21 protein-coding genes and 1 pseudogene are annotated in these 25,049 nt (G+C 53.9%); 11 read left to right on the forward strand and 11 right to left on the reverse strand.

Going from position 1 to position 25,049, the window contains the following annotated elements:
• Positions 1-182: 182 nt before the first annotated feature.
• The 3 genes from Mal52_RS21370 to Mal52_RS21380 all read left to right on the forward strand — a co-directional run bounded on the left by Mal52_RS21370 (position 183) and on the right by Mal52_RS21380 (position 3,056).
• Positions 183-1,016 carry an OmpA/MotB family protein gene (locus tag Mal52_RS21370; RefSeq protein WP_145378549.1) on the forward strand — a complete coding sequence of 278 codons (834 nt, stop codon included), beginning with the start codon at positions 183-185 and terminating at the stop codon, positions 1,014-1,016.
• Between the two features lie 294 nt (positions 1,017-1,310).
• A complete protein-coding gene (locus Mal52_RS21375) occupies positions 1,311-2,219 on the forward strand; it encodes a glycosyltransferase family 2 protein (protein WP_231962726.1) in 909 nt (302 codons plus the stop codon).
• A gap of 141 nt (positions 2,220-2,360) precedes the next feature.
• Entirely contained in the window at positions 2,361-3,056 is a 696-nt protein-coding gene (locus tag Mal52_RS21380) for an SDR family oxidoreductase (protein ID WP_145378551.1), read from the forward strand.
• A 42-nt stretch (positions 3,057-3,098) separates the two neighbouring features.
• Here Mal52_RS21380 and Mal52_RS21385 read toward each other — a convergent pair whose 3' ends face one another.
• Positions 3,099-4,436, reverse strand: a complete 1,338-nt coding sequence (locus tag Mal52_RS21385) for an Nramp family divalent metal transporter (protein WP_145378552.1) — start codon at positions 4,434-4,436, stop codon at positions 3,099-3,101.
• Positions 4,437-4,740: 304 nt separating this feature from the next.
• On the opposite strand from Mal52_RS21385, the gene Mal52_RS21390 reads away from it, so the two are divergent.
• The 3 genes from Mal52_RS21390 to Mal52_RS21400 all read left to right on the forward strand — a co-directional run bounded on the left by Mal52_RS21390 (position 4,741) and on the right by Mal52_RS21400 (position 7,484).
• Positions 4,741-5,460 carry a 3-keto-disaccharide hydrolase gene (locus tag Mal52_RS21390; protein ID WP_145378553.1) on the forward strand — a complete coding sequence of 240 codons (720 nt, stop codon included), beginning with the start codon at positions 4,741-4,743 and terminating at the stop codon, positions 5,458-5,460.
• Between the two features lie 239 nt (positions 5,461-5,699).
• Positions 5,700-6,437, forward strand: a complete 738-nt coding sequence (locus Mal52_RS21395; RefSeq protein WP_145378554.1) for a hypothetical protein — start codon at positions 5,700-5,702, stop codon at positions 6,435-6,437.
• Between the two features lie 81 nt (positions 6,438-6,518).
• Positions 6,519-7,484, forward strand: a complete 966-nt coding sequence (locus tag Mal52_RS21400) for a YHYH protein (RefSeq protein ID WP_197534376.1) — start codon at positions 6,519-6,521, stop codon at positions 7,482-7,484.
• A gap of 52 nt (positions 7,485-7,536) precedes the next feature.
• Here the strand turns inward: Mal52_RS21400 and Mal52_RS21405 are convergent, their stop codons facing one another.
• From Mal52_RS21405 to Mal52_RS21415, 3 genes are all read right to left on the reverse strand, one after another.
• Positions 7,537-8,034 (reverse strand): hypothetical protein, encoded by a 498-nt coding sequence (locus tag Mal52_RS21405; RefSeq protein ID WP_145378555.1) that lies wholly within the window; start codon positions 8,032-8,034, stop codon positions 7,537-7,539.
• 79 nt (positions 8,035-8,113) lie between these two features.
• On the reverse strand, positions 8,114-9,601 hold the full coding sequence (locus Mal52_RS21410; RefSeq protein WP_145378556.1) for a leucine-rich repeat domain-containing protein: 1,488 nt from the start codon (positions 9,599-9,601) through the stop codon (positions 8,114-8,116).
• A 285-nt stretch (positions 9,602-9,886) separates the two neighbouring features.
• Positions 9,887-11,119: a hypothetical protein gene (locus tag Mal52_RS21415; protein WP_145378557.1), complete on the reverse strand. Its 1,233-nt coding sequence runs from the start codon at positions 11,117-11,119 to the stop codon at positions 9,887-9,889.
• A gap of 247 nt (positions 11,120-11,366) precedes the next feature.
• Between Mal52_RS21415 and Mal52_RS30605 the strand changes: the two are divergent.
• Positions 11,367-11,504: pseudogene (locus tag Mal52_RS30605) on the forward strand (IS30 family transposase); the annotation flags it as partial.
• A gap of 82 nt (positions 11,505-11,586) precedes the next feature.
• On the opposite strand, the gene Mal52_RS21420 reads toward Mal52_RS30605, so the two are convergent.
• The 6 genes from Mal52_RS21420 to Mal52_RS21445 all read right to left on the reverse strand — a co-directional run bounded on the left by Mal52_RS21420 (position 11,587) and on the right by Mal52_RS21445 (position 15,916).
• A complete protein-coding gene (locus tag Mal52_RS21420) occupies positions 11,587-12,267 on the reverse strand; it encodes a hypothetical protein (protein WP_145378558.1) in 681 nt (226 codons plus the stop codon).
• Positions 12,268-12,357: 90 nt separating this feature from the next.
• A complete protein-coding gene (locus tag Mal52_RS21425) occupies positions 12,358-12,684 on the reverse strand; it encodes a hypothetical protein (RefSeq protein ID WP_145378559.1) in 327 nt (108 codons plus the stop codon).
• 184 nt (positions 12,685-12,868) lie between these two features.
• Entirely contained in the window at positions 12,869-13,234 is a 366-nt protein-coding gene (locus tag Mal52_RS21430; RefSeq protein ID WP_145378560.1) for a hypothetical protein, read from the reverse strand.
• 58 nt (positions 13,235-13,292) lie between these two features.
• Positions 13,293-13,727 carry a DUF7336 domain-containing protein gene (locus tag Mal52_RS29930; protein ID WP_197534377.1) on the reverse strand — a complete coding sequence of 145 codons (435 nt, stop codon included), beginning with the start codon at positions 13,725-13,727 and terminating at the stop codon, positions 13,293-13,295.
• A gap of 54 nt (positions 13,728-13,781) precedes the next feature.
• Complete coding sequence (locus Mal52_RS21440) at positions 13,782-14,291, reverse strand: hypothetical protein (RefSeq protein ID WP_145378561.1); 510 nt, start codon at positions 14,289-14,291, stop codon at positions 13,782-13,784.
• Between the two features lie 170 nt (positions 14,292-14,461).
• Positions 14,462-15,916, reverse strand: coding sequence for a glycoside hydrolase family protein (locus Mal52_RS21445; RefSeq protein ID WP_197534378.1), 1,455 nt, complete (start codon positions 15,914-15,916; stop codon positions 14,462-14,464).
• A gap of 397 nt (positions 15,917-16,313) precedes the next feature.
• Here Mal52_RS21445 and Mal52_RS21450 point away from each other — a divergent pair, with 397 nt between their 5' ends.
• Positions 16,314-18,098 (forward strand): SLC13 family permease, encoded by a 1,785-nt coding sequence (locus tag Mal52_RS21450; protein WP_145378562.1) that lies wholly within the window; start codon positions 16,314-16,316, stop codon positions 18,096-18,098.
• Between the two features lie 215 nt (positions 18,099-18,313).
• On the forward strand, positions 18,314-19,672 hold the full coding sequence (locus tag Mal52_RS21455) for a right-handed parallel beta-helix repeat-containing protein (RefSeq protein ID WP_231962410.1): 1,359 nt from the start codon (positions 18,314-18,316) through the stop codon (positions 19,670-19,672).
• 249 nt (positions 19,673-19,921) lie between these two features.
• Here the strand turns inward: Mal52_RS21455 and Mal52_RS21460 are convergent, their stop codons facing one another.
• Entirely contained in the window at positions 19,922-20,395 is a 474-nt protein-coding gene (locus Mal52_RS21460) for a hypothetical protein (RefSeq protein ID WP_145378563.1), read from the reverse strand.
• On the opposite strand from Mal52_RS21460, the gene Mal52_RS21465 reads away from it, so the two are divergent.
• Both Mal52_RS21465 and Mal52_RS21470 read left to right on the forward strand, forming a co-directional pair.
• Positions 20,376-22,631, forward strand: coding sequence for a tetratricopeptide repeat protein (locus Mal52_RS21465; RefSeq protein ID WP_145378564.1), 2,256 nt, complete (start codon positions 20,376-20,378; stop codon positions 22,629-22,631). The genes Mal52_RS21460 and Mal52_RS21465 overlap by 20 nt on opposite strands.
• Positions 22,632-23,233: 602 nt before the next feature.
• Entirely contained in the window at positions 23,234-25,045 is a 1,812-nt protein-coding gene (locus Mal52_RS21470; RefSeq protein WP_145378565.1) for a hypothetical protein, read from the forward strand.
• Positions 25,046-25,049: the final 4 nt, after the last annotated feature.

The raw sequence follows: 25,049 nt of genomic DNA on the forward strand, positions 1-25,049 counted from the left end.
CGGCCACTTCGAGTCTCTCAAAAACACCGACTACTCACAAAACACAATCGAATGTTGCGTGATCCTCAGCATGCGCTAGCAGGCTGTGTATCGCCAATTCCCCGGTCTTCGCACGCCGGTTGCCTACCACGATCGTGGGCAGACCTGCTCCCCGCGATATCGAACGGGAAAGGAGTCCTTACGTGTCTTCCCCTCTGCGAATCATGATGTTTTGCGCTGTAGGCGCGATGGCGTTCAGCCATTCGGGTTGCACCGCGGTTCCCCGCAATCAGTTGTCGCAAAGCCAAAACCGGGCGCGGCAATTGTACGAACAAAACCAAGCCTTGGCCGCCGACCGGCAACAAATCCATAACCAAGCGGCCTCGCTAGCTGCTCAGCAGCAACAATTGGAGCAGGAGTTACAAGCGCTCCGCATGGCCAAACAAACGGATGAGCAATTGTTGGTCAGCGCTCAAAGCGAACGGGACAAACTGCGTTCGCGGTATACGAATCTGTTAGACACAACTCGCAACGCGACCAACCCGCTCTCAGCCGAATCGACGCGGCAGTTTCAAGATTTGGCCCGTCGGTACCCGAACTTCGAATTTGATCCGCAAACCGGCGTGAGCAAGTTTCACTCCGACGTCTGGTTCTCCTCCGGGAGTGCCGAAGTGCAAAAGAATTCGCAAGAACTGCTGACGGAATTCTCGAATATCTTAAATCAAGGGGATGCCCAAGATTTGAATATTCTGGTTGTGGGTCACACTGACGATCGCCGAATCGCGAAAGCCAGCACCAAATCGAAACACCCCAGCAACTTGCACCTGTCCGCCCACCGTGCGATCAACGTCTGCGATTCGCTGGCAAAACACGGATTGCGACGCGAACGGATGGGGATTGCCGGTTACGGTCCCTACCAACCCCTGGCCCCGAATAAAGATAACGAGTCGCGACAGAAAAATCGTCGAGTCGAGATCTTCGTGTTGGCCCCCAATGCCCCGATTGCCAGCTTGAGTTCAGGCAACGGGATTCAGTAGTTTTCCGCCATTTTCCGCGGGTTTGTTAAATTGCGAGAGTATTCCGCCTGGAGATGGCCTTGCCAGGATTCCGAAATATCCTCAATATACCGCCGCACAATCCAGGGACGGAGCTACGGATCGCTGATGACAGGACAGGCCACACGACATGACGTTCGGTCCAACGCTTCCGTTGCGCCACATGGCGACAGGAACGTTCACCCGCCGCTGAAAGGCCCTAGTCAACTTTGGGTCAATCGGCAACGAGGTGCGTCGCCAAGAAATTCCGCTGCCCAGAAAACATTTTTGTTTTCGGTGATCATTCCCGCATACAACTACGGTCGCTTCGTCGGGCGGGCCATCAAATCGGCGTTGCAGCAAAGCGGCGATGACTTTGAAGTTTTGGTTATCGACGATGGCTCCACGGACAACACCCGCGAGGTCGTCGCGCGGTACGAAGATCGTGTCAGCTATTTCCACCACGAGAACCGTGGGCAGTCCGCCACGCGCAATCGAGGCATCGATCTGGCCCACGGCCGCTATCTCATTTTCCTCGACGCCGACGATGCCTTGTTGCCCCATGCGTTGTCGCACCTGCGGCGTGAAGTGCAAGCGCATCCCGAAGTCGGTATGGTGTTCGGCCAACATTTTGCCGTTTGTGAGGAAGGCATTCGTGTCTCGGGTAAGCTGCACCCTGAGTTGGGTGAGCCGATGGAAAACTTTCGTGACTTCCTGGACCGCAAATTCGGCATTTGCAACGGCACCGCTGCGGTCCGGCGCGATGTCTTTGACGTCATCCGTTTTCCCGAACATATTCGCAACGGCGAAGACCTACCCGTCTTCGCTGCGACCTTGTTACATTTTCCCTGCCGCTCAATCAATGAAACTTTGCTGGAAGTCAACGCTCATGACGGGCGCGTGCGGCGGAATATCGAAGCCATCCGCGAGACCGCCGAACAGGTGATCGACGAATTGTTCGATCCGGAGCACATGCCGCAACCGGCTTTGCGGTATCGTAAATTGTTTGCCGCCCGTAAATACCTCTCCATGGCTCGGTCATTTTATCGCTCTGGACATTACGCGGAGTCACGCCGCTATTTTCGCAAAGCGGTGGCGACACAATGGCGGCGTTTGCTGAACTCCACCGCCGTCGCCCGCTACCTCAAAAGCTTCATCCGCCAAGGCCTGGCGAAAGTCGGTCTCGATCCGCAAACCCACAGCTAAGCCCAGAGCAATGCGGGGACGTCGTGTCATCCGGCGAACTCGCGCCGTGCCTGCTGCCCTTGAGACCCGCTGTGTGCTCCGATAAGCTTTCCGACGACGATTCATAAAATCACTCGTACGGATATTGGTTGGAGATGCGGCATGAGCGAAGCTGCGGGAAAAATCATTGTGCTGACCGGCGTCACCAAGGGCTTAGGCCGCGCGCTGGTCGATCGATTTGTCGAAAGCGGACAGACGGTCATCGGTTGCGGCCGCTCCCAGGAGGCCCTTGACGAATTGCGATCGCGCTATGCTGCGCCGCACCATTTCTCCACCGTCGATGTCAGTAGCGACGACAGCGTCCGTGCCTGGGCGGAAACGGTGCTCAATGAATATGGCCCGCCCGACATCCTGATCAACAATGCGGCGATCATGAACGAAAAAGCTCCCCTGTGGGAAGTCGGGGCTGAAGAATTCGCGCGGATGACCGCTGTGAACATCAACGGACCGGCCAACGTGATCCGCCATTTCGTACCCGCGATGGTAGAACGAGCCACGGGGGTGATCGTGAATTACAGTTCCGGCTGGGGACGCGCCACCGGACCAGGAGTCGCACCGTATTGTGCCACGAAATGGGCCATCGAAGGCCTGACGCAAGCATTGGCCCAGGAACTTCCCGAAGGCATGGCCGCCGTGCCGCTCAACCCGGGCATCATCAACACCGATATGCTAAAAATCAGCTTCGGCAAATCCGCCGAACGCTACGGCACTCCCGAGGAATGGAGCCACGCCGCCGCCGAATTGATTCTGGGCATCGGCCCTCAAGACAACGGCCGACAACTAACGGCCGCATCGTAATCACGCCGCTGCTGACAACGCCCGCAATAAAAACCGTTGAGGCTACATAGCAGCAATTTTTTCGTAAACCGACAGTGACGTGCGCACTGCCAGTCCAAGAGTGATCAGCAGTCCCACCGCTGCGACGCCTTTCAACCACAGGGGAACGGCGCGCTGGCCGGTCAAATCGGGACGCGTGGCCAGCCATAACATGGCTCCGGCCAAAATGGGGAAGCCGACGACAACCATTGCCTGTGCGAAGATGATCAGGTTGACCGTGTTGAAGTCAAACGCCTTGATCGCCACAGCAACGATCATGCCGGTTAGTAGCGCTAGGATCGTACCCACCTTCGGACCTTTGGCATCCATGTCGCCGCCAAATCCCAAACCGTCGGACAGCATCGAGCCGCCGATCATGGCGTTGACCATAAACGAACTGAAGGCGGCGCTAAACAGCCCCATGCAGAACAGGCTTTTGGCCAAGAACGCGTGCTCCCCGAACAAAGGTTCCAATTGCAGCGCGACATCAGTCGCCGACTTGAGATCGCTGCCGGCCATCTTTCCATGCAGCACCGACGCAGCTGTGAGCATGATCATCAAGGTGATCGTCCCCAACACGGCGATGCCGACTGAGGAATCAATCGCTCCTTGCCGGAGATTGTCGGTCGTCCAACCTTTTTTGCGGACGAGATACGATTGATAAAACGCTCCGGCGACGGAAAACGTCGTCGCAAACAAACCGATCAGCGGCGCGAATCGTGTCATCATGTCGACGCCCTCTTCGGACGCGGGAAGACTGGGAATCAAACCCCGCGCGATGTCCGCCGGGGAGGGGGCGGCCAAGATGAGATTTGCGGCGAATCCGACGAACATCAAACCGACCAAGAACATCATCATCTTCTCGACCGGCTTATACAGATTTTGGAAACCGAGCAGGACGCAAATGATCACCGCGTTCAACCCGATCACCAACAGATTTGGCCAGGTGGTCAATTTGGCGAAAAGACCAGCGTCCGCGGCGACCGTTGCATCAGCACTTTCCACAAATGGTTCGATGGCGGCCAACACGCCGAGGTTGTTGCCAAATTGAAAACAGGCAGCAATCAGAAACAGCGAGATCCCCGCCAGTGCTGCCACGGGACGCCCCGCGCGGCGAGCCAATTCGTCGCACAACGTCCCCTCTAAGACGACCCCCAGCCTGGCCGAGAGGGCCGTCATGCCCATCATCAACAACACCGCAATCGCCAGCACCCAGATCATGCTGTAACCGAATTCGACGCCGATCCGCGAACTCGTCAAAATACTGCCCGGTCCAACAACCACCGAAGCGACAATGATCGCCGGTCCGACGGCGCGAAAGATACTGAGAAACCCGGAAGCGGCTGGACGTGGTTCGTTCATGGTGTTGCTCTTCTGTAAGACGGCTGTAAATCACTCGCCGCCATCATAACAGCAACGCCCAAGCAAACCCAACGCACGCGTCCCGAAACCCATTCCGGGCCCCACCCATTCCCAAACCAACGGCTCCGCCGTCGTACTCCGCGTCCCCGACAAGAAATCTTGCCCCCCACAATGTTCATTCCCGCATAACCCCAAGCTGACTTATGTTCCCGACAGCCGACGATTACAATGCCACTTTCGCTGCAATAGGCAATTCCCGTCTCACATTGAGGTCATACTCAAACCCGCCATAAAGGAAGTTGTGATGTCTCGTCATCGTCTGACTGTTTGCTGTATGTTGTTCCTGCTCTGCGGCCCGCTGTTGTCCGCCTGCAATTCCGCCCCTGACAAACCGGTCGACCCGCCCGCTACAACCGAAGTGGAAACCCCGGCGCCGGTGGTCGAAGAACCGCCGTTTGAATTGGAAGAGGGCTTCGTCTTTCTCGCCAATCACGAAGACATGAGCGAATTCACAGTCCCGGTCGGTGAGGCATCAACGTGGTCCATCGAAGGACACACCATCCGCTGCGGCGGACGCCCCCGTGGGTACTTGGCGACGAAGAAGAGTTACCGCAACTTTACGCTGCGACTCGATTTTCGTTATGAGCGGCCCAAGAACCTGAAAGACGATGACAAGTTCAAAGGGAACACCGGCTACATGATGTACATCAACAACGACAACACCCCCTGGCCCGCCTGCATCGAGGTGCAAGGAAAATATGTACAGCTCGCAAAAATCGTCGCCATCGGCGGCGCGGATGCCGTCGAAGCGACCGACGACGAAGAAGCCCGCATCCAACACCGCAAACCAGCCGGACAGTGGAACAGCCTGGAAATCCAATCCCAGGACGGTGCGCTATTGTCGATCCTCAACGGCGTAAAAATCGCCGAAAGCCAGCCCGGCCCCCTCACCGAAGGCCCGATCGGCTTTCAAGCAGAAGATTGGAAAATCGATTTTCGTAATGTGCGGATTCAGGAGAACTAAGCAACGTAGCGAGTCGGTACGTGGCAATTTTCTTAGCCACAGATGGAACACAGATTAAACACGGATTTTCCGGAATGACCATCAAAAATCCCAAACCGACCGCTTGCGGTCGCATTGTGCGATCTGCAACGGAAGACGCTCCGGCGGAGGTGGATTGAGATGCAATCCTGGGTAGATCAGGCAGCCGCCTGATGCGAATCACGACTTAGAAACTGTCCGAGCCAATGCGGAGACATCACATGCAACTTGTCGGCGATGATAGCTACCATATCTACCCGTCACTCATCTACGAGTGCCAAGATATGAGCACCATCAAGAAGGAATGGGCCGAGCAGAGAAACGATGGCTGGCATTTTCAACCGGGTCAGTTTGGAGGCGGGATCCTTGCGCAGCCGCGAGATATTCCCGAACGCAGCCGGAACGGATTCGCGAGACCAGACGGTCTGGATGCCAATTTAATGGCTCCTCATGGCATGGTTTTAGGAAACGAGGCCGGAGAAAAGCTGTCGAATTATGTTAATTATTTTTTGCCGATACAGCCTCCTGCATTCGCCATCGCCGCAGGATTGACAAAACGTTATCGCACTCCCACCGTGGCGTTCACTGCTGAGCACGCGGATTGCTTGACCGACGAGCGTTATCTATTAGTTCTTCCCAAAGTGAAGCGAAAAACATTGAAACTGTTGGACCAGCTTCCCGTCTGGCTTGCATATTTCGGAATTGATTTAGACCTTTCCTCCTCGAACGTTCCTCAACAGCTCTGCGACGAAATGCATGATTGGTTTGATGATCCGGACCGCACGATGTGGGCATTTCCGATAAGCGGGGGCGAGCCGAATGCCGCTTGGCAGGTGGCGGTCATCTACTATATTGCTTTGCATTGGGATGTGAACATTACGGGGTTGAACAATATGCATTTCATTGCGAATATTGAAGGCCGACCGAATTTTCGCAAGAACTGGACATCCAACAGGTAGCTTGTCAGAGGCTTGTCCAAGCTCACCCGCGAGTTGCCACTAAGGCAGATCGATTCGAGTACTCAATCGAAGGAACCTGTAGTGAAACCACTTCGCAAACTGATCGCGGCAGCGATCACGGTCCTCTCGCTGGCCACCGTTGCTTGGACGCAATTTCCCGGGGGACCGCCACCGGCGCGGCGGCATACGACGACGCAATCGACCGGGAAACTGCAGCTCGTTCCCGACACTCAAAAACCGCCGGGAAAGAATAGCGTGTCGATCCAGGTCGACGGTGACATGCGCGTGATTCGCGCCAACGGCATCCCGAATCATTCGACCGGGGCTTTCCCCAATCGCGGGAATCCGCACCGCATCACTGCACAAAAATACTTGTTCCGCATTCCGGCCGAGCCTGAACAAGCCCGACGAATCACGCCGCTGGGATTGCAGGACTTTGGTATTGCCGTCAACGGCATTCCGTTTGATCCGGGAGCGGCGGAGTTTTTTCTCGGGAATCGGCAGAGCGGCTGGCAATACGAAGCTCTGTCGGGAGCGGTTCGATTGGGGATCGATGGAAACTACGCCCACGTGCAACCAACAGGCGCTTACCATTATCACGGACTGCCCACGGAGTTGCTTGAGATACTTGGACTCAAAAAGGAGAGCCATTCTCCGTTGGTCGGTTGGGCAGCGGACGGGTATCCGATCTATGCCGTTTATGGCTACGCCGATGCTGAGAATCCCGAAAGCAAAGTAAAAGCACTCGCCTCAAGTTATCGTTTGAAATCAGGACGTCGCCCCAGCGGCCGCGGCGAACCGGGGGGAAAATACGACGGGACATTTGTCGCCGATTATGAATTCGTTGAGGGCGCGGGAGACCTGGACGAATGCAACGGCCGCTTTGGCATCACCCCTGATTTCCCCGAGGGAACGTATGCCTATTTCTTGACCAAAGAGTGGCCGGTGATTCCCCGAGCCTTCCGCGGCACCCCCTCCCGCGACTTCGAACGCAGCGGCCCCCCCGGTGGACGTGGCCGCCGTCCGCCGCCGCGACGTCGGCGTTAACCGTGGGTCGGCGGGAGGTGCTTCGTTTTACGCGTGATTCTCTGGCCGAACCCTAGTTCCTGATTTTGCATTCTGGCAGCGCGTCTTGAATACGCTGTAATCCCGCTTCGCTAATTTTAGTCTCTTGAAGATCCAGCTCTTCCAGTTGAACGAGGCTGACAATTGTGTCGATCGACGCGTCCGTGATAGGCATACCACCAAGTGAGAGGCTCTTGAGCGTGGGCGTGAGTTGCAAGATCTTCAGGTCCGCGTCAGTCACGACGGGATAGGTCCGCGTTGCTGCACGCTCGACACGCGTCCATGTATCTTCTGATAAATCGATTTCGGCGACGGGATTACTCAATCGACGGAGTAACCTTCTGGAGGACTTACCGGTTTGCTTCCGTTGCCGAGCACTGGCCGATGTAAAAGTGCCCCCCAATTTGGAAACTTCGAGACAGACCGTGTTTTGGATTTGATGAGAATGCCAAACGGTGTAAGCACTCGACAACACCAGGATGACGATTCCGATTGCGATGCTGTACCACAGTAATTGGTGACGAGCTGTCATTGTCGGTCATTCCCTATCAACATCAGCCTAAAAACCACGAGAGAAGGCAACAACAGCCAAGTCGCCATTTGCGGCCTTTTTAATACCCCACGACTTCTATGATGAATGTATGCGGTAATGCCTTCTTCAGACGTTGAAAACCCTTATTCGTCAATTTTGTGTTTCGCAAATGCAAGAATCGTAGTTGCTTCAAACCGGCCAACACTTCGACACAGCCGTCGGTTACGTCGGTGAATTCCAGGTAGAATTCGTGCATGTTTTTGAGCCCCGCCAACTTCTCAATTCCGGCATCGGTTACGGCGGTATTTCGCAGGTTCAATTCCCAAAGCTGCACTAGTTGTGACAGATGTTGCATTCCCACGTTTCCCACATGGGTATTTCTGAGATCCAAAAATTCCAATTGCCGCATCCCGGAAAGATGTTCCAATCCCGCATCGGTGATATACGTATTGCTCAGGCCCAATCGCTTGAGGCGTTTGAGACCGGAAATTGCTTCCAGGCCAGCGTCGGTGGCTTGCGTGCCGCCGATGTAAAGGGCCTCGAGTTTCTCAAGGCGGGCCAACTCTTTGACTCCCTCATCGCTGATCCCGGTGCCGTGCATACCGAGCATCCGCAAATTTTTGAGGTGCGTAGCCAACTCGTGAACGGCCGCGTCCTTTAAGAGAATTCCACTTGCGTCCAATTCCTCCAGGCCTGTGAGTCGGCTCACGAGTTTTAATAATCCTTCTTCGCTGACTGACATCGACGGTAAGATCAGCGACCGTAAATTGGACATCCCGGCCAAGGCATTCAAGCCCTTGTCGGTGATTGCCGTGCCGTTGAGGATTGCCGAACGCAGTTGGACCAGCGCTGCCAGACCACGCAACCCTTCGTCATTCAACTTGGTATTGACCAGCAACAGACTGTCCAAATGTTTCAGTCCGGCGAGATGTTTCAATCCCGCACCGGTGATCTTCGTTCCCAGCAAATTGACCGAGCGCAATTCATAAAGTTCCATGAGGTATTGAAAGTCCTCGTCCGTCAACGGGGTGTCACGCAGATTCAGGTGCATGAGATTTTTCAGATGTGAAAGTTCACGTAGCCCCGGGCCTGAAACGGACGTGCGGCGCAGGTCGAGTCGCTCAAGCTGATCCAGCCCGGCTAGAAATTTCAGACCTGCCGTGGTCAGCTTTGCATGCCGCAAATTGAGCATTTGAATTTTGTTGAAATGCGCCAGGTCTTTGAGATCGTCATCGACAACTTGCGGGTTGTCGAGCGTCAGACTAAACGGCACAGCGGGAGCCGGGAGTCCGGCCAGTGCACCCGACTCATACTTGCCAAATCGAAAATCGGGCAGTGTTCCCGGTATTGGGGACTCCTCAGCAGCCAGTCGGCTGGTGATGCCTTTCCGTTCAATTCTGATCCAAGAAAATTTCGCCCCCGCCGCTTTCCAGGCAGCGATCACATCCGCCGCAGGACGCACCGGAACCGGCAACGGTTCTTGGCCGAACAATACGGTTTGGCCGACGACGAGCGTGGCAAAAACGATCGTGGCATATTTCAACTTCAGATCAAACCACCGACACATGGGGCGCCTCCCAATTTGTGGTAATCAGCGAGTAGGCTAGGCAGTCTCCTGACGCTACGACTTGATTATGAATTGTGCGAATTGTTATTGATCGACGCAATAGCAAACCGGCGTAATTCTTCAATCGCGGGGTGGCAGCAGGTGCGTTGTTTTCACGTGAATCTCTACCAGAACCCCTACGACTGCGCCGCCCCGAAAGAATCTTTCGGGGCCACCCGCGATGATTAACCACTGGCTCCCCGTGATGCCGTCCCTTTTTTCTCGCGAAGAATTTGAAGGCGTTCTTTAATTCCCCCGCTCTGCCGCTTTTAAAGCTTCTAAGCGAAGATCTTTGAATGGGTTATACTCAAAGTCCTGAGCAGGAACCAGTTTTTCTCCGTCAAAGACACTCAGCGTATTTTTAATGCGATCACAAAACCGATCCCCGTACTCCCACTGAAATTGTTCGGTCGAAAACGCTTCCGGCGGAATCGGCTGGTTCAACGTCGATTTCTGCAATGTAAAGATGCGTGATTCCCTGGACACTGGAGAATCCGGATCGTTGTAATCCCACGACTTAACTGTGACAACATCAGGAATAAACAGTCCGCCCTCTTTTTTGTAGTGTAGTAATGTTTGTCGAAACGGTTTTCGCTGCGGAAGAACAATACTTGTGTCCGACACAGGATTCATCGAGACTGACGAGTCGAATACGATTTCAGTGACAAACATCTCCTTCTTGGTGCGGCGATCCAACTTCCGAATTCTCACCGTATACAATTTGTGTTCGCCCTGTTTTGATAAAGTCACGCTAATCAAATTGCGGATGTCATCGACCGCGATGTCTTTGGGAAGAGTGGGGTCACTAAGTTTTTCAATATATGTTTTTAGATAATCAGCGTAAGTCGAGTAACTAAAACCACCTTTGAAATGTTTGAAAAAGTTCCGGCAGTCAAATAGGTGAGGCCTTCTTTCTCTTATCCGAGTTGTTTCCCGATAACTGACACGGCTGATATTCGCCCGCAAGCCAGGAATGGATGGAAAACCTTCGACATCCACCATGTTTGCCCCATAGTCGCAAGACAACAGATGTTCGGGAGTGACTACGGCACGGTACATCCCTCCGAATTGCATGCGAGATGAGTCCAAGGGCTTTCCCGATGCGATTTCAACAAATCTCGCCTCAGTGGACGGAAGAAACTCGATGTACATTTTGCCAGATTGAAAATCGGCATCGAAGTGAACCGTGCCTTGCTGGCTGATGGAATAAGGGATCCCGAAAGGATCGGTTTTATTTCCGAACCCGGGATGCGTGAGGGTTTCTTCAAGTGTCCATTCACTAGACCAAGTGTGAACCCTATTCAGATTAGATTCAATTTTGGTAGCGATCCGTTCTAGAATCTTTGCACTTCTTTCACCTTGAGTCCCCTTCTGGGTTGATGTGCGAACATCTGTAGAAGGCTCGTCAGCAAGGGTTGTGCCAAATGCCAATACCAATAACACTGCGTTCGCTGCAGCCATGTAAGATGATTTGATCATGCAGACCTTTGCGAAATGCTTGACAATATGCCGATATGAATGGGTGGAGCGCGTAGGCCAAGCGGCCGCCTGACGCCACGACGGAACGGCTTACTCATAAATTGTGCGAATTGTTATTGATCGACGCAATAGCAAACCGGCGTAAACCTTCATTCGCGGGGTGGCAGGTGGTGCGTTGTTTTCACGTGATTCTCTACCAAAACTCCTGCGACTGCGCCGCCCCAAAAGAATCTTTCGGGGCCACCCACGGCAATATGTTGCGAAGGGGACGGACTTTCGTGAAATATGTCACCAAGCGGTTGCCAAAGTACAGCAGCGGCTGAATAATCGTCCCAGGAAATGTTTAGGCTACCGCACGCCTGACGAGGTTTTATTTGATGAATGACGAAGCGGCAATTGTTGCATTTCAGATTTGAACTTGACGACTCAAACATGAAACTGGTTGGAGTTATTGAACTTTATGATAGTTAGATTGAGACATCTGCACCGCGTTGCGGAACATCTGCAATCGTTAAGAAATTGACCCAAATATTTCGGGTGGTACTTGTAAATCCACATAACGCTGCTTTGTCAACTCCAAGCCACCACGCTCGAGGCAATACAAGCACTAAGAATTCCCTGCACATCTCACCGGGCGAGCCTAACTTTGCATATTTAGATTTCGACAGATCAATCCATTCGCAGTTCGCCAACTTGGCTGCATAAAGTAAGCGTTCTCCTTTGTGAAGTTCAACAATACCATCTCTGACGGACACTCGAGGTTGTGGGTCAGACGCTTGATGGAAAGGGCTCATGTTGAGATACAACCAGTAGCCAAAGATAAGTTCCCCCAGCAGCATACAGAATACAATTACACCAATCACCTCGAATATATCGCCCGATAAAACAAGCCAGGTGAATGCAAACACATAGAACACGAGTGAGATAACCATTGCTCGCCTATAAGAACTATAGCGAGGTAAGGTTGCGTTGACGGACTCACTACGCGTTTCCTCAAGCTGAGGATTGGATAGTGCAAAGTCTGCTAACTCAGGCGCAGCCTGTTCAAGACATTTTGAGCAATATCTATTTCCATCCCACAACCTTAAGGATTTCCCTGAATTTGGCGATTCTCCGCAGAGACGACAGACATCCTCTTGAGTGGCCATATGGTCATATCTCCCGTTGAATGCGAATTATTTATCAACCACAGGGTGGCCCACAAAGTTTTTTTGTGGGCCGACGAAGTCGGCTGGAGGTCATTGTTCTCTGGACGAATTTGCTTCGATGATTTCACGTAACGCGCGTAAATAGGCGAGTCGTGCTTGGCACTTCGAGCAATAGCCATCCTTTACAACAACGGGGTCGTAAATCTGGCGGACGAGAAATAAGTCGTTGCATGACAACCGTTGATCGGATGGGAATCCCCACGTTTCACCACAAAACGCTCCTATGTCGAGATAACAAATCTCGCACAACACCATCTCAGTACCGTTAGGAAATCGATAGACGGCATATTCGTGGCGACCGTCGGTCAGGTGTTCGATTCCCGATTCGCTGTCGCCGCACATAAAACACGGAGCCACCGCGCGCGTTTCGAGTTCAGAATAGCAAGTTGGGCATTGTGGATTGAACACGTTTTTCTGCTCCGACATGCAGTCGCGAATTCGCGTCAGGCGGGAGCCTGACCTACTGCACTGCACGTCCTCCTGCGGCTGCGCCGCCCCGATAGAATCTTTCGGGGTCACCCGAGGACTTTAGATCAATGGTCTAGGTGTTATTATTTTTCCCAACCAAACTGGCCAGGACTTCGTTGTCGATCTCGTAGTTTCGGTTTGCTGATTCCTGATCCGGCTGCCACATGCCTTTTCGGACGTGCCGGATAATTTTGCACACAACGCTGGGAGTAATCGAGATCGATCGTTTCCGCATTTCTTCGATCGCTGGATAATCATGCCAAAATGAACGATTGACGAGACCAGTCACGCTACAAAACGACCGGTTTCCGAACTCCGCGCGGATTGTAATGCGGAGGTGTACGCCGTTATCGCTGTCGATGTCTTTTACCGTGACGGCGACAGTATAGGAATTGCCGTCAACTTCATATTTTTTACCCTTCAAGCTTGGCATTGCCATATTGAGGCGACCTCACAGGCGTGGCCTGACCATGTAGCGGCTCGGCATTTGTGTAGATTTATGCGATATCGTTGGCTCGTGCTACGGCGACCATGCACCCGTCGGTGCCTTCAACTCTTCTCTCCTCACAAATGACGACATTGCCAGGCTTGTATTGCCAAACGTCGGTGCCAACTTCACCTGGATACTCAATTATTCGAAAACGGTTGCCGGGCAACCACTCCGCATGCGCGCATACTAATTGATTTGAGTCATCGCTTTGCATGGGGATGTAGATCGGAACAATTGTAGAAAAGCCCTCGGTCCAATGGTCCTCTCCAATCGTATACTCATCAATCGAGAAGCCGTTAGACCAATCGCGAAATCCCGGTTGTGTCCTGAGTCGCGAGATCGCTCTTTCCGCTTCGTCCTTAGTCGCGTACACACCGATGATCTTACATTCGTCACGGCCTAATCGCTCATATTCGTGAAAAAGCGTGAAGACAGATTTCATAACCTGCGATCTATGTAACGTATTAAGCGTCAGGCGGGAGCCTGACCTACTGCGCTAATACTCGCCGTCCGTCGCATGTTCGTTCCAATTCAACGAACGCAATTCGTTCTGAATCACGGGATCGATTGGCATCGCAAAATTGTCTTGGTACCAAACGACGGTCAGCGAGGAACAATCTTTTCTCGAATCACGCGCCGGCTTAACCGATGCGAAGCAGCCGATGCAACAGACAAACGGAATCCATTCCGGCAGTCGCTGTTGCAGTCCCTCTTCCCAATCCCCAATCCGCTTTTCGATATCCTCGCGGATCCGATCCATGTCACCAGGAACACGAACATAATCACGACGATTCGGTGCAATCAAATAGGGGTCACCGATGCTGCCCGCCAACTTTCTGGCAAAACTCAAGTTATGTTCGATTCCCCAATCGTTCGCCACCCGATTGGGTGTGCCTTCGAGCAGACCACGATAGGTCCGTTCCTGATACAACTGCTCCAAAACGATGTCACGGCCCGAATCGAGTGTGAGCTTGCAGGTCAAGTTGTAGGAAACATCGAATTCCACTCGTTTTTCCATTCCTACCAGAAAAGACGTTCGGTCACAGGGTGGCCCACAAAGATTCTTTGTGGGCCGACGAAGTCGGCAGGAGGTGCTGTTATTGACGTGATTCTCTGCACGAACTCCTGCGGCTGCGCCGCCCCGAAAGAATCTTTCGGGGCCACCCGGGAACTGGATCACTTCCCGCCCGCAAACTGCAACGCGTACAAATCCGCGTCCTTCATCACGAACTTTAACCGTACCGGTTTGCCGGCGAGTTTGCTGACGTCTTTACTTCCCTTCCAACTGGCGGCGCGGCTGATTTCGTTGCCGATTAATTCTTGCGAATCTCCCAGCGTGAAGCCGGGGATGGGTTTTCCGTCGGCGTCTTGGATTTCGATGCGGATGCCGCCGGCGGCGGAGGTGGCGAAGTTGAGGTCCAGTTGGTTGCCGGTGAAAATCAGCGGCTTGGTGATCATTTCGCCGCCGGTGTACGGGGCGCGGACTGAGGCGAAACCGTCGAGGCGGATTTCGTAGCGACGCATGTGGGCGGTCGGCTGGCCGTAGTTTTGGTTGACGTAAAACGACATGGTGTCATCGCCGGTTTGCACCACGTTCAGCGCGGGGTAGTTGGTCCGCGAGACCCAGTTCTCTAGGCCGATGCCGGGGCGGACGAAGCCTTCGGGAAAGGTGCGGCTGTATTGGTCGCCGCCACGGGTGGTGATCAGTACGCCGTCGCTACAGTCATTGAAGTAACCGGGATCAACACCGACCTCTTTGGCTTGCTCGGGTGTGAGCACGCGGCGGCCGGGGAAGAAGCGAGCGGCGATGCCGACGTAGATGTGCGGGGCACGGAAGTATGGCGAGGTTTGATTCGTGTAAAGATGTTCGATCGGTCCGCCGTCATAGCCCATCAAGACCGGTTCGGTCCAGGTGATGAAGTCTTTGGAGGTCGTGCGGGAGATGCGGCGGATACCATCGACGAAGACGCGGAAGTAGCAGACGTATTGGTTTTCGGACTCGGACCACATCGGCACGTTTTGCGAATCGAACGCCCCTGCGGTAATCACCGGTTCGTCTTGCAGTTTTTTCCAGCTGAGACCGTCGGCGGAGACGAACGGAACCAGTCCGGTTTTGCGCGTGCCGGCCAAAGCTTTGTACCGCTGGTCAGCGGGAACTCCGTCCCGTGTGTCGAGCATCGGGCAGAAGTTGTGTGAAAAGGGTGCGTGATTGGCCAAGATAACGTTGTTCTCTTTGGAGCCATCGACCTTAAAGAGGCCGAGTTTGGGTTTGGTCCAGGCGATGCCGTCGGTCGATTCGGCAACACAGGTGACTTCGGAATTACTGCCATCGCGGCGGGGTTGTGGTAGTCCGCGGTAATAGGCGCGGTAGGTGTCGCCATCTTTAATGATCGTGCAATAACCACAAAACGCGCCTTCCCAGGGGGCGTCGAATTCGACAGCGCTGCCCATATCGCGGGGGCGGTTGAGGACCAACTGGGCGTCTTCCAATTCGCCGATCAGGTGGCGGTCGACAAATAGTTCGCGTCGCGAGCCGATATCGATGGGTTCCTCGGCAACGACCTCACCGGCCAACAGGGCGCAGTACATGCCCAGCAACATCGACAATCCAGGTTTCGTAAAGCGTTTCATCGTTGTAAGCTCCGCGTTTGATTCTGGGGCATTCATTTGGGGAATTCTTTATTTTCCGAAGCTAACTGGAATATGTTGAAGTTGCAACCAGTTCGCAGAAACAAGACACTAGGCCGCTGCGTAATTAAACGAACCTGGCAGCCTGGACCGGGGTCTCTTTGTCAGTCGTTTCAAAACCCACTGACGCGTCCGACTGATAAAGTCGGCTACGAGTTTCGAGAACAAACGCAACCGGGTTTTGAAACGGGTTCTACGAGTATTGTCGAGAATTTGTGAAGTTGCCCCCGGAACGTTGAATTGAGATACTGCCTATTCCCGATGCAAACGCGTAGACGCACCTGTTTTCCTTGATGGAATCCGGTGGTGAACGTAACAACTGTGGAAGAGACAATCGAACATGGGCTGGGAAGCTTGGTACACGCTGGCGGTGACGGCATTGATTGTGGGCACGCTGGCCTTTGGACGCGTCGGTGCTGACATTGTCTTTGTCGGCGGCGTGACGCTGTTAATCGCAGCTGGGATCATTTCCGAAGAAGAAGCGCTGCAGGGATTGAGCGAGTCGTCGTTGGTGACGATTGGTGCGTTATTTGTCGTAGCGGCCGGTTTGCAAGAAACCGGTGCGATGGCATTTCTGTCGCAGTATGTCCTGGGCAAACCGTCGACAGAACGAGCAGCGCAGGCGCGGATTATGCTTCCCGTCGCGATCATGAGCGCGTTTTTGAATAACACCCCCGTCGTGGCCGTTATGATGCCGGTGATTGGGGACTGGTCCAAAAAGTATGGACAGTCAGTCTCGCGATTACTATTGCCGCTCTCCTATGCTGCTATTTTGGGCGGCACGTGCACGTTGATCGGCACCAGCACGAATATGGTGATCAACGACCTGTTGATCCAAGCGGGTAACCCCGGTTTAGGAATGTTCGAGATTGCCTGGTTGGGACTGCCGGTCTCGTTGATCGGGATTGCCTATGTCATTCTGTTTTGTGGACGACTGCTGCCGGATCGTCGTCCAGCGATCAGCCATGGCGATGACGCGCGGGAATACACAATCGAATTGCTGGTCGAACCGGGCAGCCCCTTGGTGGGCCGCACGATTGAGGAAGCCGGCCTGCGGCATTTGCAGGGTGTGTACCTGATCGAAATCGATCGGAGCGGACACGTCTTGCCGGCGGTCTCGCCCCAAGAACGATTGCAGGCCAACGACCGTTTGGTGTTTGTGGGGGTGATCGACTCGGTGATCGACCTGCAAAAAATCCGTGGCCTGCAACCGGCACCTGATCAAGTCTTTCAACTCAAAAGCCCACGTTCCGAACGACGACTCTTGGAAGCGGTCGTCTCGACATCCTGCCCATTGGTGGGGAAAACGATTCGCGAAGGCCGATTCCGAACCGTCTACAACGCAGCGGTCATTGCGGTTGCTCGTAACGGACAACGGCTGGAAAAGAAAATCGGCGACATTTCTCTGTGGCCGGGTGATACGCTGTTGCTGGAAGCGCATCCTTCGTTTTTAGAACGGCAAAAAAACTCCCGTGATTTCTTTCTCGTGAGCATGCTTGAGGATTCCGCGCAGCCGCGGCACGAGCGGGCCTGGATTGCCCTGGGTATCCTTGCTGCGATGGTCACGGTGGTGTCATTGGATTTCATGACGATGCCGTTGGCTCCGATGCTGGCCGCTGGGCTAATGTTGATCTTCCGTTGCTGCGGCGGATCCGATGCGCGCCGTGCGGTGGATTGGCAGGTGTTGATCGTCATCGCCGCTGGGTTTGCTCTGAGCAAAGCCATGGCAAGCAGCGGCGCTGCCGAGGGGGTGTCCGATATGCTCGTCAAAACGGTCGGAAACAATCATCCCTACTTAGCGCTTGCAGCGATCTATTTCATCGCGATGGTGTTTACGAATCTAATCACCAACGTGGCGGCTGCTGTGATTATTGTGCCGATCGCCATCAAGACCGCAAACGACATCGGGGTCAGTCAGCTTCCGTTTGTCATGGCAGTGATGGTCGCCGCTTCCATCGCGTTAGCAACCCCCATGAGCTATCAAACCAACCTGATGGTCTACGGTCCGGGGGGTTATCGGCTTACCGATTACGTCAAACTCGGAGCACCGTTGAGTCTCATCCTGTGGATTGTCACTGTGCTGTTGGCGCCACAAATCTGGCCGTTCAATCCGTTGGGGGGGTAACGCATTACACAACAGTTCCCCCGGTCTGTGTACGGACAGCAACCCCTAATCTCTGCCGACTGGGGATAACGCGTTCTCTGCTAGGAGCGAGTCTGATCGGTGGATCGGCTCGAATTGAGACCAGCCAGAACGTACAATGTCACCAATGCGGAGCGAGAGACAACCCAGCGGCGTTTCCGCGGGCCGGTGCCATTCACATTGAGGAGACATGCGCAGTGACGATACACATTCCCGGATTATCCCCATTGGACCGACGTTCGTTTCTGTTTACCGCGAGCGGCCTGGGAGCAGCGGTTTTGACCGGTTCTGCTCAGGGTGCGGAAGGACGTCCCCCGGTCACCTCACCACGAGCGACATCAGGCGATCGCGTTGCCGAGCCGGACTGGGAAGAGCGGTTGACGGTGACGGTCGGTCCCAAGGATGCACAACTTGTCGGCAGCGATGACAAGGTACTGCAGGCGGCTGTGGATTATGTGGCCCGTTTGGGGGGCGGCACGGTGAAGATCCTGCCGGGTGTCTACAAGACTCGCAGCGCCGTCCATTTGGCATCGCGTGTGCGGATCGTCGGTTCGGGCCCCGATTCTGTGATCATCAAAGAGCCCTCGCATTCCGCAAAGCTGGCTGAGGATTCTGATTGGTATGATCAAGAAGTGACCTTGGCCGCCGGGCATGGGTTTCGAGTGGGTGATGCGGTTTGTCTACGGACTAAGAACGCGGACAACGGGAGCAACGAGGTGCTCAAACGCACGTTTGTCGCCCGGTCCGGAAATCGCTTCAAACTCGACAAGGGGCTGCGGAAGAACCTTTGGTTGTCCGGCAAGCCGACTGCGTCGGCGCTGCATGCGCTGTTCGAGGGTGAGCATGTGGAAAACGTGGTGATCGAGAATTTGACGCTTGACGGCAATCGCGAAAACAATGAAAACTTCAACGGCAATTACGGCGGCTGCGTTTTTATGCAGGATTGCAATAACATCACGTTGCGCAATGTCACAACCCGTAACTACAACGGCGACGGTATCAGTTGGCAGATTTGCCACGACGTGGTCGTCGAGAATTGCCACAGTCACGACAACGCCGATTTGGGTTTACACCCCGGCTCCGGGTCCCAGCGACCGGTGATCGTCGGGAACAAATTGGAGCGGAACGGCATTGGGGTCTTTTTCTGCTGGGGTGTCAAATACGGTCTGTGCGAGAAGAACCTCATTGAAGCCAATACCAAGTATGGCGTCTCCATTGGACATTGCGACACGGACAATTTGATCCGCAACAACGATATCTTGCGCAGCGGTCGGGTGGGCGTGTTGTTTCGGGTGGATGAACGGGGCAAAAATTTTGCGCCGCACCGCAATACGGTTGCCGACAATCGCATCATCGACAGTGGTGCCGAAAAGGGAGTCGCAGTCGACTTACAGGGCAAATTGGAATCGATCACAATCCGCGGTAACGACATTCGCGAAACGCGTGGTGCGGGCGAGCGGGTGGGGATTCAAATTGGTAAACAGATCAAGGATCTGCGATTAGAAGACAACGAAATCCAAGGGTTTTCGACGCAAGTGAGCGACAACCGCGAATAATGCGTTGCAATCGGTCACTTGTCGTGGTCAGCAGTGGACATTCTCAATTTCGACGCGAATAATACCATCACGGCTTTTTTGACATATCCTTTAAAGGCCATGCGATTCCGCAAAATTGGCTGTAGACACGTTGCGAGTCTGCCGACGCAAGATTCCCCGGGTATTTACGGGGCATATCGCCGTAAACTTCACTGGCAGACCCTGTTGAGTTCGTGCTATTCTTATCCCAGCGAACAGTGAAACAGTAAACTATTGGGGAAGATCCGCGTTCAATATAAGTAGAGACGTTGCTCCCACTTCCCTGCTCCACAACAATGCCATCACAAAAGTGTCCTGGATAGAGGCCATTTGCAGGCCTGTCCGCGCCAACGGATCGCCGTTCGGCCGCTTAAAAGACGATAAAGAGGAATAGATTTTTATGGATTTGCCCACATGTCCCGCTTGTGGCCAATCAGTGCTTGATGATGATGCGACGGAATGCCCATTCTGCGGCTCGTCAATGAGTGCGGCGCCGACTGGCAAAGCGTCTGCAAACAAAAAAAATCCACCTGCAAAATCGGCAGCTGCCTCTGCGACGAAATCGTCAACCAAGCCTGCTGCGAAATCAAATAGCTCATCGGATACCGCTCCGGTCGCAAAATCCGATACGGCCTCTGCTGCCACCACACCACCGAAGCGGCTTGGTTTGTTTGACGAGAAGGAAGTGGATCCGGATGAAATCATCGCCACGGATCAAGAAGCTCTCAAACGGGCCTTTCCGGTGCGCGCGCAGCCTGTCAAAGGTTGCAGCCACAAGGTCGTGTGCCCGATGTGCGAGACCACGGGTTACATTCCCATCAAAGGGGCCGGACACGACGTCAAATGTCACAACCCGGATTGTCTGGTCCCGATTTTCACAGCACCGGCGATCGAGAAGAAAGAAGTCGCAACCGAACCGGAATCCTCTGGATTACCAGTGTGGATGTACGGCGCGATTGCGGGTGTCGTGATTGCGCTGGGTATTGGCGGCTATTTTCTGTTTTTCAATAAACCCCCGATCAACGATGCCGACAAACCGATTGCCATCATTCCACCCAAAAATGGAACGGATCCAAGTGATAAGGTCGAAAAAGTCCCCGTTCCCGATGAGGACAGCGGAGTCAAAGCGCCACCGGTAGTAAACCTACCCAGACTGGCGGCGGACCTGGCAAGCGCGGCACGACGTGTCCCCCGCACCCGCAAACCTTTCGCGCGACGTTGGTCGGCCGAAGCAGCTGCGCGAATGGGGAAAGTGAACGAAGCGAATGGACAGCTTCGAAAGTTGGAAGAAGTCGGTGAAACAGTATTCTTCCTCAAGGTCCCCCCCCTGGCAGAAATCGGTTGGCAACAACGCCAGGAAAAAGCGGACGACGCCGAAGTTGCGGCCACACTGGAAGAAGCTTTGCAGGCGGCAAGCACATTACGACCTCAAGGCCGATTCCGCTACGACGCGGCGATGCCCTTGGCCAGCTTGCTGGTGGCTGCCAATCGGGATCAAGAAGCGCTGGATCTGATTCGCAAGCATCACACCTCGTCGATGACGGGTCGTGCAGCGGCTGACGTTTTTGTCGCCATGCAGGCCACCGATTTTGACTTTGCTCGTGCAACTGAGGCAGCCCCAATCGGCGGCTGGCATGCCCCGCAATTCAGTGGAATGATAGCAGCTTTGGTCGCTCGCGGTGAATCAGATGCAGCGTTGCGTTGGGCAAAGTTGGCAGACAGTCCTGAAAAACTTGCTGAAGCCACGATGGTCTGGGCAGATTTCCTCGTTCAATCGGCAACAATCGCGGAACTGCCTGATCAACTTGCAGCGATCGACGCGGCAATCAAAAACATTTCACCCGCCGGTCGCGCCTTGGTGCGTGGTCGCACCGCCTTGGCCCTTCTAAAACGTGAACAAGCCGAAACCGCTGATGTTTGGGCCGCGGCAGCCCGTGCAGAATTGGCCGGCATTCCGGTTCCGCCGCCCATGGAACTGAAGAACAAAAAAGAAATCATCCACTTTCGCACACCAGAACTGGGTGAAATCCGAACGGCGGTACGGGCGACCGCTGAATTGGCCCGTCTGGAAATTGCGCTGGGCAACACCGAAGCGGGTATTGATGCAGTCGAGCGCGGACTGCAACTTTGCAGAGCGATGGGCCCCGCTCCAGCGGTCGTACAAGGTTGGCTGAATGAAATTAATCAGTTGGGAATGTCTGTCATAGAAGCCCGTATTAAATCGGAATTGTCGCTGCCCAGTAACGACTTAGCACGGCAACAAGCCGCCGATTATGTTCGCAACTGCAAAGTGCTGAAGGAAATGGCGGATAAGCGATTTGAATTGCAAGTCGCCACCATCGAAGCGGCCATCGCTCCCACCTCGTTGGAGGCGGTCGTTGCATTCATTACTGACAAGGAAAAAATCCCCGCCAACGAAGCGTATGACGACACCGCAATCTCCTGGATGTTGGTCGAACAATTCCTGGCAAGCGGCGAGAATGACCGGGCCAAGCAGATCCATAACCAAATGGCAAAAGATTCAAAATCGAATGCCTGGCAACTCCCGCAAATCCGCAACTTGATCGCTGATGGAGAGATTGAGGACGCCGCGGATCAGATCAACCGCCTCTCTGGAACCGCTGACCAACGTGACCATGCCGTGCATCGACTGCTGAGTCGTCTTGTGCGCCAAGGTGATTGGAAATCGGCGTTGACCATCGCCCACCTCCTGTCAGATGCCGGATTGTCCGAGGAGGCATTACTCCTTGTGTCCGCCCAGGCATCGACGATGGGACATGGCGTAGAAATCCTGAAATTTGCCGACCAACTGCAACCGCAGTACACAGAAAAAGTCTCGATCTACACAGGTATTTTGCTGGGCTCGACGGTCAAGAAACCGGCAAGCCCTAACCCCCCAGTCCCCCCAGAGGGCGCCGACGCAGCTGCCGCGAACCTGTAGAATTCCTTTTGTCGGGAAAACTTAGGGGCAATTTTGTGATGGACTTCCCTAAACTACGCAGCCCGAATAAAATCACGCGCTGCCGTCAAGCGGGTCGAATGCTTGGTTCGGATTAGGTGAAATCAGGCGGTTCGTTCATTCGCCTCAGTTCGTCTAGATCTACGGGGTTCGGCTGCTGTGTTGATGGCATCGATGGAGTTTTCTCGATAAGCCAAGTAGATGTTGTCCTTCCACTCGATTTTTCATCGAACCCGGCGGTGCCGCATAACTCGGCAAGCCCCAAGCGCTCTGTGTCGTTTGAAGCTCCTTACCCGTTTCACTGAATTCAAGTACTGGTGCAGCATTCACATTGTGATGTCAGGTTGTTTTGTATTCGACGAGCACAAATCCAATCGGGTTGTGCGCGGAATTCACCAAGAGCAACGTAACATTTTAAAATGGTTGTGCCACGACAAATCGTTTCAAAACCCTCTGACGCATCTCGCTGAGATTGATTTGCAAGTTTTCGGAGCTAACGCAACCGAGTTTTGAAACTCATTCTAGGCATTTGTGCCATCCTGCATACAGCCGATACCGCTGTCTATCGAATCAAGGAGTCCGTAGTGGCCCGCATTTTTCATTTGATGTTTGCGTCGTTTGTCCTAGTCGCTTTAGCTACCCCGAACGTCTCTGCTCAAGAAGAGACACCGGCTACGGATGCACCTGCAGAAACGCAGGCCGCGGAGACTGAATCCGCTGCCGCACCGGAACCGCAAGGGCCGCGCCCCTTGGTGACCTTTATGTTCACCAACGCCAATGAGTTTTTGGCCGATTTAAAGTTTTTGATGGGGGAAGGACATGATGAGGACAAGGCGCTTGAGAACCTGCAACTGCTGTTGTTAGATCCCTATCTGGTCGGTCTGGATCCGAAAAACCCGCCGGTACCGCGCGACAAACCATCAGGAGCAGTGGTCTATTTGGAAGATGCCAAACTCCAATCGGTACTGTTCTTTCCGGTTCTCAACGAAGCAGAATTCTTCGACACCATTTCCGATGTCGGCATCGATAATAAGGAGGTCGGCGGTGGCTTTTACGCCATCAGTGGCGAGGTCCTCCCCAACAGTCACGCTCGGCTGGCCAACGGATACGTCTATTTTGCTGAATCCAAATCATTGTTGCTGCGTGACCTTCCCAAACCCGAAGAGTTGTTCCACGACTTTTTGGAAAAGAAGTACGACGTCGCCGCTCATATCGACGGGTCGTCGACATCGATTGAACAACGGCGGGATGCGTTTCGGGAGTTTCGCAAAGAAACCACTGGTTCGATGAAAAAGCTGAAGGACGAAGAGGAACTTGATTTTCAGATTCGTCAGTCCGTCGTCGAATTCCAACTCGACGAAATTGAACGCTATTTCTCCGAATCCAAAATGATCGAATTGGGTTGGACAACCGACGTCGAAGGCAAGCGGGGCGTGGTGCATATCGAACTGGAAGCGTTACCGGATACCGAATTGGCCAAAACCATTGAAGTCTTAGAGCAGACCGACGGCGACGCCAACACGACAGTGACCAAGGACTATGTCAGTTTTAGCTCGACGCATTTTCAGTTCGACCCAATGCGGCAAAAGCATATGCTCGCGATTTCGGAATTGCTCCGTAAAAAGGCGCACGAACAGATCGACGTGGATGAGCAGATTGCCGATGCGGATAAAGAGAATGCCAAAAAGGTAAGTGACCTGATATTCAGCCTGCTGGATGCTAACACCAATGAAGGCACACTGTTCGGCTGGATGAAAGTTCTCAAGAACGATGAAAAACAACACACGCTGTTGGGCCAAACCACGGTGAAGAACGTCCCGCAGATCGTCACGATTCTTACCGACAGTGGCGTGGCTGAACTGAACGTGGATAAGGTCGCTGACAAAGCGGACATCCATAAGGTAGCGATTTACGGCGATTACGACGGATTGAAAGGGCAATTCGGCGACGATTTGGCGATCTATATTGCGACCGGCACCGGTGAACTGCAGGACCGCGTGTGGGTGGGCTTGGGACACGATGCTGTCGCCGAAATTAAAAAAGCGATCGAGGCCAACGAAGCGGCCGGACCGGTGGCTGCGCAACTCCGCATTAAAGTCGGTTCATGGGTCGATGCCTTGATCGATCCGGAAAGCAAAAAAGCGGAAGCTCCGGAGAAAAAAACCAGACGACCACGTCGCGGCCGCCGTCGCGCCCGGGGAACCAAGAAAAAGGAAGCGTACGACATCGGCCGCATAGCCTGGCAAACGCTGGGAAATGTCGACGATGATATTCTGGTGATCACACTCGAAAAAGTGGCGGAGAATCGGGTCGTTGTTCATGAAGACATCGACACCGGCCTGTTGAGATTCATCGGCAAAGTGCTAGCCCAGGAAATCAACGCGAATCTCAAGTGATCTG

Source organism: Symmachiella dynata, assembly GCF_007747995.1.
In the GTDB taxonomy this organism is placed as follows: Bacteria; Planctomycetota; Planctomycetia; order Planctomycetales; family Planctomycetaceae; genus Symmachiella; species Symmachiella dynata.

Excerpts from the sequence above, each read along its gene's own strand:
- Mal52_RS21385 (WP_145378552.1), bottom strand. The coding sequence starts at position 4,436 with ATGAACGAACCACGTCCAGCCGCTTCCGGGTTTCTCAGTATCTTTCGC.
- Mal52_RS21415 (WP_145378557.1), bottom strand. The coding sequence starts at position 11,119 with ATGATCAAATCATCTTACATGGCTGCAGCGAACGCAGTGTTATTGGTA.
- Mal52_RS21380 (WP_145378551.1), top strand. The coding sequence starts at position 2,361 with ATGAGCGAAGCTGCGGGAAAAATCATTGTGCTGACCGGCGTCACCAAG.
- Mal52_RS21420 (WP_145378558.1), bottom strand. The coding sequence starts at position 12,267 with ATGGCCACTCAAGAGGATGTCTGTCGTCTCTGCGGAGAATCGCCAAAT.
- Mal52_RS29930 (WP_197534377.1), bottom strand. The coding sequence starts at position 13,727 with ATGAAATCTGTCTTCACGCTTTTTCACGAATATGAGCGATTAGGCCGT.
- Mal52_RS21390 (WP_145378553.1), top strand. The coding sequence starts at position 4,741 with ATGTCTCGTCATCGTCTGACTGTTTGCTGTATGTTGTTCCTGCTCTGC.
- Mal52_RS21460 (WP_145378563.1), bottom strand. The coding sequence starts at position 20,395 with ATGATTTCATCCGGATCCACTTCCTTCTCGTCAAACAAACCAAGCCGC.
- Mal52_RS21410 (WP_145378556.1), bottom strand. The coding sequence starts at position 9,601 with ATGTGTCGGTGGTTTGATCTGAAGTTGAAATATGCCACGATCGTTTTT.
- Mal52_RS21395 (WP_145378554.1), top strand. The coding sequence starts at position 5,700 with ATGCAACTTGTCGGCGATGATAGCTACCATATCTACCCGTCACTCATC.
- Mal52_RS21450 (WP_145378562.1), top strand. The coding sequence starts at position 16,314 with ATGGGCTGGGAAGCTTGGTACACGCTGGCGGTGACGGCATTGATTGTG.
- Mal52_RS21405 (WP_145378555.1), bottom strand. The coding sequence starts at position 8,034 with ATGACAGCTCGTCACCAATTACTGTGGTACAGCATCGCAATCGGAATC.
- Mal52_RS21445 (WP_197534378.1), bottom strand. The coding sequence starts at position 15,916 with ATGAAACGCTTTACGAAACCTGGATTGTCGATGTTGCTGGGCATGTAC.
- Mal52_RS21430 (WP_145378560.1), bottom strand. The coding sequence starts at position 13,234 with ATGGCAATGCCAAGCTTGAAGGGTAAAAAATATGAAGTTGACGGCAAT.